Genomic DNA, 17,785 nt, shown 5'->3' with positions numbered 1-17,785 from the left:
GGTGGTTTGACTAACATTGTTCTTTGGCTTGCCATGCCCATCGTCTTCCCAGAGCATCGTTGGCCCAACCCTATCTCTTCGTGTCCATCGCCCAGTAAGTCCTGAAGGAGTTGCCACAGGATGACCACTACGCGTGACGTGGTGCGCAGTGGTGCTTTTGCACCCCTCCAAGTCCAGACCTACGGTCAGATCCCAAACGTTCTCGACCTCCCCAACCTGATCAAGATCCAGCTCGACAGTTTCGAGTGGTTCAAGCGAGAAGGACTCAGGGAGCTCCTCACCGAAATCTCTCCTATCCAGGACTTCACCGGCTCGAAGATGGACCTCATCTTCGGTGACTACGAGTTCCGCGAGCCCAAGGCCCCGATGAACGAGTGCCGTGAGCGCGACATGACGTACGCCGCTCCGCTCTTCGTCGATGTCGAACTCCGGATCAAAGAATCGGGTGAAATCAAGGAACAGCGCCTCTTCTTCGGCGACTTCCCGCTGATGACCGACAAGGGCACCTTCATCATCAACGGCGCTGAGCGCGTCGTCGTTTCCCAGCTCGTCCGCTCGCCGGGTGTGTACTACACGATCGAGACGGACCAGGCGACCGGGAAGCGGCTCTGCCACGCCAAGCTGATCCCGAATCGCGGCGCCTGGCTGGAGTTCGAAACATCAAACCGCGACGTGCTCTACGTGAAGGTCGACCGCAAGCGGAAGATCCCCGTTACCACGCTCATTCGCGCGATCGACGTCCCGGGCCTGCTGCCTGGCGACCGTGACGATCCGCGATTCGCCAAGTATTTCAACGCGACCGAGGACAAGGCGCGTGAGCAGGCGCTGCGCGAACTCGAGCGCGAACACCTCGGCACGAATGACCGCCTCGTGCGCATGTTCGAGGCGGTCGATACGAGCGACGTGCACCAGTTCCTTGTGACCACCATTAGCAAGGAACCGCGCGAGCCCCTCGTGGAAGACAAGCATGGGGCGCTCCTCGAGTTCTATCGCAAGATTCGCCCCGGCGACCCGCCGACTCATGACAACGCCCGCAACTTGCTGAAGACGTTGTTCTTCGAACCTCGCCGCTACGACCTCGGCCGCGTCGGCAGGCACAAGGTGAACACGCGCCTCGAACTCGAGGAGCCGACCACCCAGCGCTGGCTCCGCCCGTACGACCTCGTGAGCATCATCCGCGAGCAGGTCAACATCAACAACGGGCGCGGACACCACGATGACATCGACCACCTCGGCAACCGCCGCGTGCGTGCCGTCGGGGAGCTGATCCAGCAGCAGTTCCGCGTTGGTTTGCTGCGCATGGAGCGCGTCGTCCGTGAGCGCATGACCATCACCGATCCGGAAGAGGCGACCCCGAGCGCCCTCATCAACATCCGGCCGGTCGTGGCGGCCATGAAGGAGTTCTTCGGCGGCAGCCAGCTCTCCCAGTTCATGGACCAGACGAACCCGCTTTCGGAGTTGAACCACAAGCGCCGCCTCAGCGCGCTCGGGCCGGGCGGTCTCTCCCGCGACCGCGCCGGCTTCGACGTGCGCGACGTTCACCACAGCCACTACGGGCGTATCTGCCCGATCGAGACCCCCGAAGGCCCGAACATCGGCCTCATCGGCTCACTTGCGACCTACGCGCGCCTCAACGAGTTCGGCTTCATCGAAACGCCGTACCGGCGCGTCATCCGCGAACTGGTTTCCGATGACCCGAACCTCATCGGTCGCGTCCTGCGCGAAGACGCTCTCGATGACAAGGGCAAGCTCATTGCCTCTGCCGGCGACGCTGTCGACGCGGCCATCGCGAAGAAGCTTGCCGCCGCCGGCCGGTCGGTGCCGACCCGCCCCTGGGTGACCAATGACATCATCTACCTGACCGCCGACCAGGAAGACAAGTACAAGGTCGGCCAGGCGAACACGCTGCTCGATGCGGACGGCCACTTCCTCGACGACCGCGTCGAGATTCGCCAGTTCGAGAACTACGAAGCCGTTGCGGTGGAGGAAGTCGACTACATCGACGTTTCGCCGAAGCAGATGGTATCGGTCGCCACGGCGCTCATCCCGTTCCTCGAACATGACGACGCGAACCGCGCCCTCATGGGTGCGAACATGCAGCGCCAGGCTGTGCCCCTCGTCCGTCCAGAGGTCCCGCTCGTGGGCACCGGGATGGAACGGCGCACCGCCGTGGACAGCGGCCACGTGAAGACGGCGGCCGGCGACGGTGAAGTCCTGGAAGCGAACGCGCAGCGGATTCTGATTCGGTATGACAACGCCGACCTCGGCGATGTCAGCTACCCGATGACCAAGTTCACGCGTTCGAACCAGGGTACCTGTCTCAACCATCGGCCCCTGGTGTACCGTGGCGAACGCGTCGCGAAAGACCAACCGATCGCCGACAGCTCCAGCACCCAGGGCGGCGACCTCGCCCTCGGCCAGAACGTCCTTTGCGCGTTCATGAGCTGGGAGGGTTACAACTTCGAAGACGCGATCATCATCTCCCAGAACCTGGTACGCGAAGACAAGTTCACTTCGATCCATATCGAGAAGCACGAAGTCGAAGCGCGCCAGACGAAGCTCGGCGATGAAGAGATCACCCGGGACATCCCGAACGTTGGCGAAGAAAGCCTGAGCCAACTCGATGAGGACGGCATCATCCGCATCGGCGCCGAAGTCCGCGAAGGCGACATCCTGGTCGGCAAGATCACGCCCAAGGGCGAGACCGAGCTGACGGCTGAGGAGAAGCTCCTCCGCGCCATCTTTGGCGAAAAAGCGCGCGAGGTGAAGGACACCAGCCTGCGCGTCCCTCACGGCGAAAAAGGCAAGGTCATCGAGGTTAAGGTCTTCGACCGCTCGAACCACGAAGGCCTCCCGGCCGGAGTGAACAAGCTCGTCCGCGTCAGCATCGCCCAGCGCCGGAAGCTTTCGGAAGGCGACAAGATGGCGGGGCGCCACGGGAACAAGGGCGTCATCAGCCGGATCCTCCCGCGGGAGGACATGCCTTACCTGGAAGATGGCACGCCGATCGACATCATCCTGAACCCAATCGGCGTCCCCAGCCGCATGAACATCGGCCAGGTGCTTGAAACCCACCTTGGTTGGGCCGCGAATGCCCTGGGCTTCCGCGCCATCACTCCCGTCTTTGACGGTGCGACAGACGTCGAAATCGACGACGCGCTCGCTCGCGCCTGGATGGCGCAGGAATCGGGCGCGGTCTACCACGTGGATGCGCGCGACCGCGGGTTCGATCTGGATACCGCTATCGCCTGGATCGAAGGCAAGGGCTACCCGGCGGACGGCATCCTGCGAAACCCCGAGGCCGGCGCGGCGAGCCGCAGCTGCCTGGAGATCTGGCTCAACGAGAAGCGCGCCGTCGAAGGTCAGAAACTCCTCGAAAAAGGCAAGCTCCCGCGCGAAGAGCTCGAAGCGATGGCCCAGGCCATCTACCGCGAGACGAACGTACCGCCCCCGCTCTTCGGCAAGATGAAGCTCTACGACGGACGCACGGGCGAGGCCTTCGACCAACCGCTCACCGTTGGCTACATCTACATGCTCAAGCTCATCCACCTGGTGGAAGACAAGATCCACGCCCGCAGCACCGGCCCGTACTCGCTCATCACCCAGCAGCCGCTCGGTGGTAAGGCGCAGTTCGGTGGCCAGCGCTTCGGCGAAATGGAAGTGTGGGCACTCGAAGCCTATGGCGCCGCCCACATCCTCCAGGAACTGTTGACAGTGAAGTCGGACGACGTCGTTGGCCGCGTGAAGACCTACGAAGCCATCGTGAAGGGCGAAGACGTGCTCGAACCGGGCGTGCCCGAGTCCTTCAAGGTCCTCGTCAAGGAACTCCAGAGCCTCGGCCTCTCGGTCGAGGTCTCCAACGATGAAGGCGGCAACGTCTCCTTCATCGATGAAACCGCCAACGACCTGCCGGAGCTCGGGCTCAACCTCTCCGGCTTCGAACGCGAGGAGGACTTCTTTAATGCTCGAAGTCAATGATTTCAACCAGGTCCGCATCGCTTTGGCCAGCCCGGAGCAGATCCGCTCCTGGAGCTATGGCGAGGTCACCAAGCCGGAGACCATCAACTACCGCACGCTGAAGCCGGAGAAGGACGGGCTCTTCTGCGAGAAGATCTTCGGTCCGACCAAGGACTTCGAATGCTATTGCGGCAAGTACAAGCGAGTCCGCTACAAGGGCATCATCTGCGATAAGTGCGGTGTCGAAGTCGCCCGGGCGAAGGTGCGCCGCGAGCGCATGGGCCACATCGAACTCGCCAGCGCGGTGAGCCACATCTGGTTCGTGAAGGGCACGCCGAGCAAGCTCGGCCTGCTTCTGGACATGTCACCGCGCAACCTTGAGCGCGTCCTCTACTTCGCGCAGTACATGATCATCCAGGTCGACGACGAAGCCCGGAACCGGGAACTTGAGCACCTCCGCGCCGAGATGCTCAACGTTGTCGAAGAGCGCGTCTCGGAGATCCGCCCCAAGCGGGAGAAACTCGAGAAGCAGCTTGAAGACGCCAACGCCGAACTCCAGGCGAAGGTAACGGTAAAGCAGCAGCAGATCGGCGAAGAACGGCAGATCTCGCGCGATGCACTGGCCGCATCGGTGCAGCGCGCTGTGGAAACCGCCGATGCCGCGAAGGGGAGCGTGCTCGAAGCTGAGATCTCCCTTCTCGGCGACGTCATCGTGGAAGCCGGGATGAAGGTCACCGCCGCTGTCGTGACGCGGGTCCAACGCGAAGGCGACAAGAAGCTGGTTGCCTTCGACAAGGAGACCGGGAAGCTCAAGGGCCTTGAATCGAACGCTGCCGATAGCGCCCTCGATGACGCGAAAGCCGCTCTCCTCGATGAACTGCATCCCCTCCAGCAGAAGGAGAAGCAGCTTCGAGACGAGGTCGAGGAGCAGTACCGCGAGCGCCTGAAGGATCTCGAAGACTTGAAAGACCCGATCCGGGACGACCAGGTCGCGCTCCTCACGGAGACGCGTTACCGGGAACTTTCGGACCTTTTCGGCCATGTCTTCACCGCCGGGATGGGCGCCGAAGCCGTGCTCGAAGTCCTCAAGCGAGTTGATCTCGACGAGATGCGCGCCCGCCTGAAGCAGGAAATCCTGACGGCCAGCGGCATGCGCCGAAAGAAGGCGACCAAGCGCCTGAATGTCGTCGAATCGCTGAAGAGCTCCGGCAACCAGCCGGAGTGGATGGTCTTCCAGGTCCTTCCCGTCCTCCCGCCGGACCTTCGCCCGATGGTCCAGCTCGACGGCGGCCGGTTCGCAACCAGTGACCTCAACGACCTCTACCGACGTGTCATTAACCGAAACAACCGCTTGAAGCGGCTGTTGGACCTCGGCGCGCCCGAGATCATCATCCGAAACGAAAAGCGCATGCTGCAGGAGGCCGTCGACAGCCTGATCGACAACGGCCGCCGCGGCCGCGCGGTCTCCGGCAGCGGCAATCACAAGCTGAAGAGCCTGTCCGACATGCTCAAGGGCAAGCAGGGCCGCTTCCGCCAGAACCTCCTCGGCAAGCGCGTCGACTATTCGGGGCGTTCAGTCATCGTCGTCGGCCCGGAGCTGAAGCTGCACCAGTGCGGCCTTCCCAAGCGCATGGCGCTTGAGCTCTTCAAGCCGTTCGTCATGCACTCGCTCGTCGCCAAGGGCCTCGCCCACAACATCAAGAGTGCGAAGCGCATTGTCGAGCGCGCCCGGCCGGAAGTCTGGGACGTCCTGGATGAAGTCATCCACGACCGGCCGGTGCTCCTCAACCGCGCGCCGACACTCCACCGCCTCGGCATCCAGGCGTTCCAGCCAGTGCTCATTGAAGGCTCCGCCATCCAGCTCCACCCGCTTGTCTGCTCGGCCTTTAACGCCGACTTCGACGGCGACCAGATGGCTGTCCACGTCCCGCTGAGCCGGGAAGCCGTGGCCGAAGCCAAGCAGATCCTGATGTCCAACCGGAACCTCCTTTCGCCAGCCAGCGGTGACCCAATCGTCGCGCCGTCGCTCGACATGGTGTTGGGCTGCTACTACATGACGGACATTGATGAAAAGGCCAAGGGCCATTACCGCGAGGCCAACGGCCGCCCCGCGGAAGGCATCTTCGGTTCGTTCGAAGAGGCCAAGCTCGCCTTCGATCTCGGCATCCTCGAACTGCGGGCACCCATCCGCGTCCGCACAGCGCGGGGCGTTTCGGGGCCGGGCGGCGAGCCTGAGTACGACGATGCTGGAAACGCCAAGACGCGTCTTATCGATACCACGGTCGGCCGGATCATCTTCAACGAGGTCCTCCCCGACGGTGTGGACTTCCAGAACGTCATCATGGACCGGCCCAATCTCCGCAAGGTGGTTGCTACCTGCTATCGGACGATGGGCAGCGAGGAAACGGGTGAGGTGGTCGACCGCATCAAGGCGACCGGTTTCCACTACGCAACTCGCTCCGGGATCACGATCGCTATCCACGAAATCCAGGTGCCGAAGAACAAGCGCGCGCTCCTGGACGCGGCCGACCTGAAAGTCGATGAGCTGCGCGATCAGTACCAGATGGGCCTCATCACCGATGAAGAGCGCTACCAGGAAACGGTGAACATCTGGTCCAAGACCACCACTGAAATCGAAAACGCCATCAAGGAGCGCATGCCGGAGTACGGTTCGCTCTACTACATGGCGAGCTCGGGCACGAAGGGTAACATCACCCAGATCCGCCAGATGGCCGGCATGCGCGGTCTCATGGCGGACCCGAACGGCAAAGTCATCGAGCTCCCGATTCGCGGTTCGTTCCGCGAGGGCCTCACGGTGCTCGAGTACTTCATTTCCACCCACGGCGCCCGCAAGGGTCTCGCCGACACCGCGCTTCGAACGGCGGACTCGGGTTACCTCACCCGCCGGCTCATCGACGTTGCGCAGGACGTCATCATCCTCGAAGAGGACTGCGGTACCACCAGCGGCCTCTGGATCGAACGCGAAGACACCGGAGACGCAATCGAATCGCTGCGCAGCCGCATCGTCGGCCGCTACGCTGCCATGCCGGTCGTCGATGAGTCGACGGGCGAGGTGATCTGCGAACGCGGCGAGGAGATCAACGAGGCCGTATCCGACGAAATTGATGCTCGCCGGATCATGCGCGTCTTCGTCCGCACGCCGATGTCCTGCGAAGCGGAACGCGGTCTCTGCGCCCCCTGCTACGGCCGGGACCTGGCCCGCGGAACGCTCGTCAAGGAACGGACCGCGGTCGGCATCATCGCTGCCCAGTCCATCGGCGAGCCGGGAACGCAGCTCACCATGCGCACGTTCCACACCGGTGGCGTCGCCTCGCAAACCGACATTACGAGCGGTCTTCCCCGCGTCGAGGAGCTGTTTGAAGCCCGCGCCCCCAAGGGCGAGGCGATCATCAGCGAGACCGATGGCGTGGTGGAGATCGTCCAGGAAAACGAGCGCCGCATCGTCCGCGTGAGCAACGTCGATACGCTCGTCGAAGAGTACGAGATCCCCGCTCGCGGCAAGGCGATTGTCAACGATGGCGAACGCGTCGTTGCGGGCGCCGCGGTCGCCCAGGGTCCCGAGCCGAAGGGTAAGGACACAACGGCAGTCGCCGAGCAGGTCGTCTCGCGCATCTCCGGCGTCGTCCGCACCACGGGTAAGAACAAGATCTCCGTGGTCTACGAAGAGCGCGAGGAGCGCGAGTACGGCATCCCCGCGGCAGCCCGGCTCCTTGTTGAGAACGGCCGCATGGTCTACGCCGGCGACCAGCTCACCGAAGGCGCCCGTAATCCCCAGCACATCCTCCACATCCAGGGCCGGGACGCTGTCCGGAAATACATGGTGGACGAAGTCCAGAAGGTCTACAAAGCCCAGGGTGTGAACATCAACGATAAGCACATCGAGGTGATCACCCGCCAGATGTTGCGACGCGTGAAAGTCGACCACCCGGGCGATACCGGCCTGCTGCCGGGCGACCTGGCCGACCGGCGCGCCTTCGAAGAGTTGAACAACAAGGTCATCGCCGAGGGCGGAGAGCCAGCCACGGCCCAGCCGGTGCTCCTCGGCGTCACCAAGGCCTCGCTGAACACGGATTCGTGGCTCGCGGCCGCTTCCTTCCAGGAGACGACCAGCGTCCTCACGAACGCCTCGATCGATGGTTCGACCGACAAGCTCCTTGGCCTCAAGGAGAACGTCATCATCGGCAAGCTGATCCCGGCGCGGAGCGAAATCGAAGTGCCGAAGCGGGAACATTACGCCGAACTGGACGTGCCGGAATCGCTCCTCCTCGAAGAGGAAGAGGACCTGGAACGGATCCTCGCCGAGCGCGAAGCTGCCACCAACCGGCGCCCGGCGGCGGTTGGCCTGCTCGATGACGACGACGAAGAAATCGGCGCCCTCCCCCTCAGCGAGGACGAGGATTTCACCATCGGTGGTGACGACGACGACGAGTAGCCGGCGTCTCTCGAAAGCACAAAGCACGGGCCTCTCGCAAGAGAGGCCCGTTCTGTATTCGAGACGTTTCGGCTGCAGGACCTACACCAGTTCCAGCACTTCCCCTTCGTGATCCTTCGCGCCCCGGCGGAGTTCGGCCAGTTTCCCGAGCTTCACCACGCAGTCGGCCACGCCCCTGGCGGGGCCGAGGGCATCGAAGCTCTGCATCCCGCAAACATTGCAGGAGCCGTGGTGGCAGTCCGGCACGGTCTTCACGGTTTGGACATCCCGCCATTGGCCGCGCAGGTAGCTCTTGGTCACACCGCAGTCGATGTGGTCCCACGGCAGAGGCTCGTGGGTGTCCCACTCGCGGTGGGCAAACCAGGCGGCATCCACCCCAACCGTCTCGAAGGCCCGTTCCCAGTGCTCGGCACGGAAGTATTCGCCCCAGGCATCAAATTTCGCACCGTTCTTCCACGCTTCATAGACCGCTTCGCCCACGCGCCGGTCGCCTCGGCTGAGGACCGCCTCGATGAAGCTGTCCCGCGGATCGTTCCAGCTGAACTCGGCGCCGACTGAACGGCAGCCCTCCCTCAAGCGGAGGTGCTTCGGTTGGAGCTCGTCGCCGGTATCCTGGCGCGCCCACTGGAACGGCGTGTGCGGCTTGGGGACAAGGTTGCTGGTGCTCACGCGGACGCGGGCACGGCCCCCAACGTGCTTCCTGCCGATCGCTTTGACCTTCTTCCCCATCTCGATGATGCCGTCGACGTCGTCCATCGTTTCCGTCGGGAGGCCCACCATGAAGTACATCTTGATGCCGGTCCAGCCGCGTTGAAACGCATTTTCAGCGGCGCCGAGGAGGTCCTCTTCGCTGACAAGCTTGTTGATCGCGTTACGAAGCCGTTGGCTTCCGGCTTCGGGGGCCAGCGTGAGCGTGTGCTTCTTGCCCTTCGCGACTGCGTTCGCGACATCGACTGAGAAGCTGTCGACGCGCGTGCTTGGGATGCCGACCTTCAGGTCGTCGAACGTCGACGTCAGCTGATTGATCATGGGCACGATCTGGCTGTGGTCGGTGGTGCTCAGCGAGAGGAGGGAGAGCTCGTCGTAGCCGGTGTTGCGCATCAGCTCGCGAGCGGCCTGGACGACTTCTTCGGGGCTGCGTTCGCGCGTGGGGCGGTAGATCATCCCGGCCTGGCAGAAACGGCAGCCCTGTGTGCATCCTCGCTGGATCTCCACCGCCGCGCGGTCGTGGATGGTCTGGAGGAACGGGACGATTGGCCGCACCAGGGCTGGCGGCAGCTTCTCGAGGATGCGGCGGGTGATCACGGCCGGGGCCTCAGCAGTCGTCGGTTCGAGAGCGAGGAAGTGGCCATCCGCCCCGTAGCGGGCTTCGTAAAACGCGGGGACGTAGACGCCGGGCATTTTCAGGAGGCTGCGCAGCCGTTCCATGCGAGGCGTACCGGCCCGCTTCCAATCGCGGACAAGATCCGCCAGCTCGATGACCGCGTCTTCGCCTTCACCCAGGAAGAACGCATCGACGAATGGGGACAGCGGCTCCGGGTTGAAACCGCCGCTGCCCCCGGCGATAACCAGCGGGTGCTCGCCGGTCCGATCCCGCGCCCATACCGGGATGCCCGAGAGGTCCAGGATGTTGAGCACGTTCGTGTACGTCATCTCGTATTGGAGCGTGAAACCGAGGACATCGAAGTCCTTGATCGGGGTACGCGTTTCGAGGCTCCAGAGCGGAACCTTTTCGCGCCGGATCTCGGCCTCCATGTCTTCCCAGGGGGCGAACGTCCGCTCGCAGGCGATGTCATCGACCTTGTTCAGGATGTCGTAGAGGATCCCGATGCCCATGTTGGACATCCCGATGTCGTAGGCATCGGGATAGGCGAGGGCGATATGGACAGCGGTCTCGCGCCAGTCCTTTGTCACGCTGTTCCATTCGCCGCCCGTGTAGCGGGCGGGCTTGGAAACGCGCGTCAAGAGCTCATCGATTGTCGGCATGGTGGTGGTGCTCCTCTCCCGGTCTGCGGCGTGCCGGTACAGGCGAACCTCCATGGTAGCAGGCCGCGGGTTTGGATTCGCAACGCGGAAGAGCGGCGCTACAGGTTCAGCGCCGCCCTGAGTTTCTCCACCTTGCCCTTGTGTGCGCGAGGGACTTCGAGCTCGAATTCGCTGCCATCGGCGAGGCCGACGACGAGCGGCGCGGTGAGTGCGCCGCCGCCGAGTTCGAACTTCGTAATCTGATCCAGCGGGATGGTCTCGAGCAGGTCCCCGCATGAAGGCTTTAGCAATCCGGTCTTCTGTTTGAACATCCCGAGGTTGGTCTCGCCGAGGGCGAGCACCATGTAGCCGCTGTGCCCACCCGGACCCCCGGGGCTCCGCTTCTTCGCGATCGAGTTGGCCGCCGTGGCGCCGAGAGCACCGCCCAACTGCTGAGCCACGCCCGCCGTCATGATCTTCTTGCCGGTCCCTTTTGTCGAAACCGTCGCGACCATTCGCACCTGTTCGCCCAGCTTCTCCGCTGCCTGTTGTTCCATCCCCAAGCGGCAATCACCTCGATGTGGTTGGTCGACGCTACAGCGGAAAGGGCCGCGGTGCTAGGGTGCGGAGACGATGGAGTTCGATGCAGTTGTTGTCGCAGCAGGTTCCTCAACCCGCTTTGGTGGCCGGGATAAGCTCTTCGCGGACCTTGCCGGGCGACCTGTGCTGGCATGGTCGTTGGCTGCTTTCGAGGCCACGCCCGGGCTGCATTGCCTGGTCGTGGTCAGCGCGCCAGACCGAGTCGCTGAGATGACCGAACTGGCCGAGGCCTGGTGCCCCAGGGCGTGTTTCCGCGTGGTCGAAGGTGGCGCTCGCCGCCGCGACAGCGTCGAAGCCGGCCTCCGGCAGTGCTCCACGCGTTACGTCGCAATCCATGACGGCGCTCGACCCCTGCTCACGCCCGAACTCCTGGGGCGCGTGCTCACTGCGGCCGAAGGCAAACCGGGAGCGATTGCCGCCACCCGGGTGACCGACACGATCAAGGAGGTCTCCGGGAACAGGATCGTCGCACATCCCGACCGGGCGCGGCTCTGGGCGGCACAAACGCCTCAGGTCGTCCTTCGCCAGGCGTGGCTGGATGCCGCCGCGATGGGTGACAACGACGAAACCGACGACGCGGCGATGCTCAGCCGGCTCGGTCTCGAATGCGAAGTGGTTGAGGCCGGCGCGGAGAATCTGAAAATCACGCGTCCGCTCGACCTGGACGTGGCCGCGGCCCTCCTCCAGCGCCGAGGCGAACCGTGACCATGCGCGTCGGCATTGGCGAGGACCTTCATCGCGTCGATGACGCACGCCCACTTGTGCTCGGCGGCGTCATCATCGAAGAAGGCCCGGGCCTCTCGGGCCATAGCGACGCCGATGTCTTGCTGCACGCGATCACCGATGCCGTGCTCGGCGCGGCCTCGCTGGGTGACATTGGCCACTACTTCCCGCCGGCGGACCCTCGCTATGCCCACGCCGACTCCGCCGATTTCCTGCGAAAGGCGCTCGAACTCGCTCGCCAGGCGGGCTGGCAGGTCGCCAATATCGACTCGACCGTCCGGACCGAACGCCCGAAGCTGGCCTCCTACATTCCCCACATCCGGGAGCGGATCGCCGGGATCGTTGCTATCGATGTGGAGGCGGTCAGTGTGAAGGCGAAGACCGCCGAGGGGCTCGACGCAATCGGCCGGGGCGAAGCCATGGCTGCGACCGCGGTGGTCTTGCTCGAAAAGTAGCCGGCTCGGATGCACTTGATGTGAGCGGGACGATGGCGGATTGCCCACATTGGGGCGAGAATCGCTTGTGCCGCGCAAGCACTGGTTTGGAGGCCCCATATGGCGGGGACGATTGTTGTTGGTAACCACACGCACGAGGAGATCCTCGACTCCCTGAACGCCGTCGATGAGATGGCGGTGGGCACCCGGGCAGGCAGCCGCCTCCGCTCGCGCATGATGCATTTCGCAGCGGACGAAGACTTCCGCATTTATGCGTCATCGATGAAGGGGGACCCCAAGACACTCCAGATCGTGAACGATCCGTCGATTTCGCTGCTCGTGCTCGACCGGCGGACCGACCAGTCTGGCTGGCGCGAAATCGAAGTCACCGGCCGGGCCGAGATCGTCACGGATCCGGCCGAACGAGCGAGGGCGCTGGAAATGGTTTCTGGCCCGTCACCGATTGTCGCCCACCTGAAAGGGGCGGGTCAGACCGACATCCTCGATTTCATCCGGATAACGCCGATAGAAGTGAAGATGCGGATCTTCGGCGAGATCGTCGCCGGGATGCCGCCGACCGTCGTCGAGTTCGAAGAGAACGCGAGGGCCGAGAGTGACCTCGCAGGGGTCCGCAAGCGCTTCACTGCCTGGCGAGAAGCGGTGCGCACGCTTTCCCTTCTCGCGAGCCTCGTTCCAGTGGTGCTGGGCGTCGCCTTCGCGTGGAACATCACCGGCGAAATCGCGTGGTTCCCTGCGGTCTTCACGCTCCTGGCGGCTGTCGCGGTCCAGGGCGGCACCAACGTGCTCAACGATTACTTCGACCATCGCAACGGCAACGACGCCGCGAACCGGGAGTTCGTGCGGCCCTTTTCCGGGGGCAGCCGCGTAATTCAGCTAGGTCTCATGACACCCGTGGAGACCCTCATGCTCGGCGCGGGATTGTGCCTGGCCGCAGCCGTTGTCGGCGCTGGCCTCGCGTTCGCGGGCCATCCGTGGGTCATCGCATTCGGCATCGCAGGCCTGCTTTCCGGTGTGTTCTACACGGCCCGCCCGATCTCCTGGGTGACGCGTGGTCTGGGCGAGGTGATGGTCGCCCTCAACTTCGGCGTACTCATGGTCACCGGTGCCTACTACGTGCAGACCGGCGAAGTGACCCGGAATTCCATCCTCGTTTCATTGCCCGTCGCCTTCCTCGTCGCGCTCGTCCTCTACATCAATGAGTTCCCGGACTACCGCGCAGACCTGGCGACCCACAAGCGCACGCTCGTCGTCCGGCTTGGGCGCGGGCGCGCCGCGAAACTGTACCCGGTGCTGGGTGCGATGCCTTTCGCGGCCGTGGTGGCGCTGGTGGTTGCGGATGTCGCGCCGCTGATGTCGCTCGCCGCGTTGGCCGGGATCCCACTCTGGCTGAGTGCCTCGCGCATCGTCCTCCAGCATTCCGAAGAGCCTTTCGAGCTGGCGCCGGCGAACGCACTGACCGCAATCGCGCACCTCACGACCGGCCTGCTCTTCGCTCTCGGTTACGCGTGGGAGGAACTCGGCCGCGACGGTTTGCCGTTGGCCGTCGCCCTGGCGGCGGTGGGGCTCGGGTACATCGTCTACATGTACCGTTCGGTGGAGCGCCAGCGCCGGATCTTCGCGGGGGTCAAGACGGTCCTCCGCTGACCTCCGTCGCCCCTAGGAGGTTCGCCCCGTACCCTCAGAGGCCGTGCTGAAGCGCATCATGGATGTTTTCATAACGGTCGTGGCGGCACCTGCGTGGCTGCCGCTCATGATCCTGTCGGCCTGCGCGCTCGCTTTCGAACTGCGCGGGAACCCTATCTTTATCCAGGAACGGGTCGGCCTTCACGGGAAGCCGTTTCGGATGATCAAGTTGCGTACGATGCGCCACTCGAAGCCGGGTGAAGAGGACCACTACGACGTCGAGGACTTTTCGACTTTCGTCTTCGCGCCACCGGACAAGCCGAACCCTCGCATCACCCGCTTCGGGGCCATCGCCCGGAAGACTTCGCTGGACGAGCTGCCCAACCTCTTCAACGTGCTGTGGGGACAGATGTCGCTGGTCGGCCCGCGGCCGGAGGTGCCGGAGATCGTCGCCCAGTTTCCGCCCGAGTATCATCGCCGCCATGATGTCCTTCCTGGCATCGCCGGCCTCGCCCAGATGAAGGGCCGTTCAGATTTGACCTATGACGAAATCGCTACCTACGATCTCGAATACGTGGATCACCACTCGGTGCTAACCGACATCAAGATCCTGATCGGCACCGCCTTCGGCGTGGTGCGGGGGAGCGGCGCACGATGACGCTGGCGTCTCCCTCTCTTGCCGGCCGGCTGTTCAATGGCGACAACGCACGTGCCGCCGGCGCCGTCGTGCTGGACCTTTGCGTGATCGCACTGGCCTATGCCGCTGCCCTTCTGCTTCGCTTCGATGCTGACGTGCCCCAGCGCAACCTGGAGTTCGTCCTCACGGTCTTCCCATTGCTCGCGCTGGTATACGTCGCCGCGAACGTCGTTTTCGGTGTCTACCGGACGGTTTGGACCTACGGGAGCCTCGGCGACATCCTCAACCTGTTCCTTCCGATCGCCGTGGCGACTGCGCTGATCTTCGGCGTGAACTTCTGGATCCGCGACCGGGACCTGCCGCTCTCGGTCGTCCTGATCGCCGGCGAGCTGATCTTCCCCGGGATGGCTTTCGTAAAAATGCGCAGCCGCCTCCTCACGCGACTGACGCGTGGCGCGGTCGCCTCCCAGCGGCTCCTGATCATCGGCGCGGGCCACACCGGACAGGCACTGGCACGTGAACTGCAGAACAGTCCCGGCCTGAACTACCAGCCCATCGGCTATCTTGATGACGACCCGCGGAAGCAGAACCGCCGCATGCACAGCCTCCGCGTCTTTGGCCCCGTAACGGAACTCGAAGCACAAATCCGGGAACATTCGGTCGATGCCGTTGCGATAGCGATCCCGCGGGCCTCCGGTGCGGTTATCCGGGCGATCGTTGCAACGGCCCAGGCTGCCGGCGTCCCCGTCCGGATCGTGCCCGGCGTCGAACGCTGGATGTCGAGTGGGCACACCAACGACGCGCTCCGCGAAATCACACTGGACGACCTCCTCGGCCGCGAGCCGGTCCAGGTGGACTATGTCGCCTGCAGCCAGTCGGTGAAAGACCAGGTCGTCCTGGTCACCGGTGCCGCCGGTTCCATCGGCTCGGAGTTGTGCCGGCAGATCGCGACGTTCCAGCCGCTGGAGTTGCACCTGTGCGACAACAACGAAAGCGGACTGTTCGACCTGGCCGCAGAGATCTCCGGGGTGTCCCCACAGACCATCATCAAGCTCTGGCCGGCGAGCGTAGTCGACCCGCGCAAGGTCAACGAGATCTTCAACCAGGTGCGCCCTCAGCTCGTCTACCACGCAGCTGCGTACAAACACGTGCCGATGCTCGAATCCAACCCGGACGAGGCATTCCGGGCGAATGTCCTTGGCACGCTGAACGTCGCCTCCGCTTCCAAGACGTTCGAAACGGGCACGTTCGTCCTGATATCCACGGACAAGGCCGTGCGGCCGACGAGCGTGATGGGCGCGACCAAGCGTATCGCTGAGCTGATGGTTATCGCTCTCGCACGGGAGAGTGACCACACGAAGTTCGTCGCCGTGCGCTTCGGGAACGTGATGGGCAGCCGCGGTTCGGCGCCACTCACCTTCATGCGCCAGATCGAGCGTGGTGGACCCGTCACCATCACTCACCCGGACATGATGCGCTACTTCATCAGCATTCCGGAGGCGGTCAGCCTGGTTATCCAGGCAGGGACGTTCGGCGGCGGCGGCAATATCTACATGCTCGACATGGGCCAGGAGATCAATATGCTCGAACTCGCCGAGCGGATGATCCGGCTCCGCGGGCTGCGGCCCGGCGACGACATAGAAGTCATCTTCACCGGCCCGCGTCCCGGGGAGAAACTCCGGGAAGAGCTCGTGTCCGACTTCGAACAGATGGAATCGACGGACCATCCGAAGGTGATGCGCCTGACCGCCTCCGCGGAGATCACCGAAGGCGAAATCCGGCGGCTCATCGAGGAGCTCGACTCGATGCAGTGGACCGACAAGGAAGAATTGAAGCGGCGTATCCACCTTGTTGCCCGGCGCTACTCCAACGACGCCGACGAGGTGCCCGAGTCGGAGCCGGCCAACCCATGACCAACTTCCGCGTGCATCCCACAGCCGAGGTCAGCGACCAGGCGAACATCGGCGACGGCGCGAGCATCTGGCACCAGGCCCAGGTCCGCGAACGAGCGAGCATTGGCGCGGGCTGCGTCATCGGCAAGGGTGTGTACGTCGGTGCGGGCGTTTCCATTGGCGCAAACTGCAAGGTCCAGAACTACTCCTGCGTCTACGAAGGCAACACCCTGGAAGATGGAGTCTTCGTCGGCCCGGAAGTCGTCTTCACGAACGACCGTTACCCTCGCGCGATCAACCCCGATGGCACGCTCAAGGCCGCGAGTGACTGGGAACTTCAAGGGACACTCGTGAAGTACGGCGCGGCGGTTGGCTCGCGCTCGGTCATTCTTCCAGGGCTCACGATCGGGCGTTGGGCGCTCGTCGCGGCCGGCTCAGTTGTCACGAAGGACGTGCCAGACCACGCCATCGTGGCCGGTAACCCTGCCCGGCAGCGCGGGTGGGCCTGCGTGTGTGCACGGCCGCTGTCGGAAGAGCTGGTCTGCCGCGAGTGCGGGCGGAGATACGCGAGCACAGGCGATGGCCTGGTACCCGCGTCTTAGAGTATTTCGCGGATATCGTTCCCCAAAGAGAACGTTCCCAGCGCCGTCAGCAGGCCGAACACCGAAACCGCTAGGACTCGCACCGGACGCGTCTCGTGGAGCGTACGCAAACCCTCGAAACGGAGTACGGCGACCCAAATCACCATCACGACCGCTGCGACTATCCAGATTGGGAATGCGACTATCGACGGCAATCCGGGAAGCGTCGCCACAGTGGTGCGTTTCCAGTCCGTCCACCACCACCGTTCCCACCTTTGGATGAGCCAGACGATCAGGAACGCACCTGCAGCCGGGATCGCAACGAACATCGCGATGGCGAGCACCTTGGGATCGAGCAAGGAGAAGTCGACCCCGTCGCTCTTCACAATGATCGCGCCAACGATCGTGCCCGCAGCGAGCGGCCAGCCGAGGAGGACATACCGGGCAGGCAGGAATGGCCGACCAAGAACGACAAAGAGGCCCCCAATGCTCCCCAGCACCGTGGTAACCAGGAGCAGGGAAAGCGTGTTCGAGAATGTGAACCGGCCCATGATGAAGCCGTCATCGCTCTCGAGGCCGCGGATGAAGTCCGGCGAAGTGAACCGTAGCAGGAGCATCGCCAGGCGCCCGCCGATTCCACCAACCACCAGCCCGGCAAGTCCGCCGGCGCACGCGCCAAGCGACGTCCAGCGCGCCAGCATCGTCAGGTCGGCCAGCATCCCCGGAGACGTGCTCTCGGCGAGTTCTTTGCGACAAGCGGGGTTCGCCACTGCAGTACCTCTGTTCGCGGGAGGATAACCCCTATTCGAGCCATCGCAAGCGCAAATCCTCCCAATGCAGCGCACACCGGTTCGCCTTGGTAACCTCAATCGAAAGCACGCGCCCCACTACTTCACCCG

General features: G+C 63.9%; 11 protein-coding genes. 8 read left to right on the top strand and 3 right to left on the bottom strand.

Features of this window, described 5'->3' with window-relative positions:
• Positions 1 to 120: 120 nt before the first annotated feature.
• Together IPG14_RS03960 and rpoC are read left to right on the top strand one after the other, a co-directional pair.
• Positions 121 to 3,978: a DNA-directed RNA polymerase subunit beta gene (locus IPG14_RS03960; RefSeq protein WP_343390954.1), complete on the top strand. Its 3,858-nt coding sequence runs from the start codon at positions 121 to 123 to the stop codon at positions 3,976 to 3,978.
• On the top strand, positions 3,962 to 8,410 hold the full coding sequence (rpoC, locus tag IPG14_RS03955) for a DNA-directed RNA polymerase subunit beta' (protein ID WP_343390953.1): 4,449 nt from the start codon (positions 3,962 to 3,964) through the stop codon (positions 8,408 to 8,410). The genes IPG14_RS03960 and rpoC overlap by 17 nt, the downstream gene beginning before the upstream one ends.
• Before the next feature lie 81 nt (positions 8,411 to 8,491).
• Here rpoC and IPG14_RS03950 read toward each other — a convergent pair whose 3' ends face one another.
• Together IPG14_RS03950 and IPG14_RS03945 are read right to left on the bottom strand one after the other, a co-directional pair.
• On the bottom strand, positions 8,492 to 10,396 hold the full coding sequence (locus IPG14_RS03950) for a TIGR03960 family B12-binding radical SAM protein (RefSeq protein WP_343388179.1): 1,905 nt from the start codon (positions 10,394 to 10,396) through the stop codon (positions 8,492 to 8,494).
• Positions 10,397 to 10,494: 98 nt separating this feature from the next.
• Entirely contained in the window at positions 10,495 to 10,932 is a 438-nt protein-coding gene (locus IPG14_RS03945; protein WP_343390952.1) for a hypothetical protein, read from the bottom strand.
• 76 nt (positions 10,933 to 11,008) lie between these two features.
• Between IPG14_RS03945 and ispD the strand changes: the two genes are divergently transcribed.
• From ispD to IPG14_RS03915, 6 genes are all read left to right on the top strand, one after another.
• Complete coding sequence (gene ispD, locus IPG14_RS03940; RefSeq protein ID WP_343390951.1) at positions 11,009 to 11,680, top strand: 2-C-methyl-D-erythritol 4-phosphate cytidylyltransferase; 672 nt, start codon at positions 11,009 to 11,011, stop codon at positions 11,678 to 11,680.
• Positions 11,681 to 11,682: 2 nt separating this feature from the next.
• Positions 11,683 to 12,153, top strand: coding sequence for a 2-C-methyl-D-erythritol 2,4-cyclodiphosphate synthase (gene ispF / locus IPG14_RS03935; protein WP_343385832.1), 471 nt, complete (start codon positions 11,683 to 11,685; stop codon positions 12,151 to 12,153).
• Positions 12,154 to 12,252: 99 nt separating this feature from the next.
• Entirely contained in the window at positions 12,253 to 13,797 is a 1,545-nt protein-coding gene (menA, locus tag IPG14_RS03930; RefSeq protein WP_343390950.1) for a 1,4-dihydroxy-2-naphthoate octaprenyltransferase, read from the top strand.
• A 43-nt stretch (positions 13,798 to 13,840) separates the two neighbouring features.
• Positions 13,841 to 14,434, top strand: coding sequence for a sugar transferase (locus IPG14_RS03925; RefSeq protein WP_343390949.1), 594 nt, complete (start codon positions 13,841 to 13,843; stop codon positions 14,432 to 14,434).
• Positions 14,431 to 16,326: a nucleoside-diphosphate sugar epimerase/dehydratase gene (locus IPG14_RS03920; RefSeq protein ID WP_343385264.1), complete on the top strand. Its 1,896-nt coding sequence runs from the start codon at positions 14,431 to 14,433 to the stop codon at positions 16,324 to 16,326. Before IPG14_RS03925 ends, IPG14_RS03920 begins: the two co-directional genes overlap by 4 nt.
• Positions 16,323 to 16,907 carry an acyltransferase gene (locus IPG14_RS03915; protein WP_343385263.1) on the top strand — a complete coding sequence of 195 codons (585 nt, stop codon included), beginning with the start codon at positions 16,323 to 16,325 and terminating at the stop codon, positions 16,905 to 16,907. The genes IPG14_RS03920 and IPG14_RS03915 overlap by 4 nt, the downstream gene beginning before the upstream one ends.
• On the opposite strand, the gene IPG14_RS03910 is transcribed toward IPG14_RS03915, so the two are convergent.
• Positions 16,904 to 17,656: a hypothetical protein gene (locus IPG14_RS03910; RefSeq protein WP_343390948.1), complete on the bottom strand. Its 753-nt coding sequence runs from the start codon at positions 17,654 to 17,656 to the stop codon at positions 16,904 to 16,906. The two genes, IPG14_RS03915 and IPG14_RS03910, sit on opposite strands and share 4 nt — an antisense overlap.
• Positions 17,657 to 17,785 lie beyond the last annotated feature (129 nt).

The sequence above is a fragment of the Candidatus Amarobacter glycogenicus genome (assembly GCF_016704105.1).
GTDB lineage: Bacteria > Chloroflexota > Dehalococcoidia > Tepidiformales > Tepidiformaceae > Amarobacter > Amarobacter glycogenicus.
The sequence above is the reverse complement of the archived record's forward strand: the minus strand, read 5'-3'. Positions and strand labels throughout refer to the sequence as shown.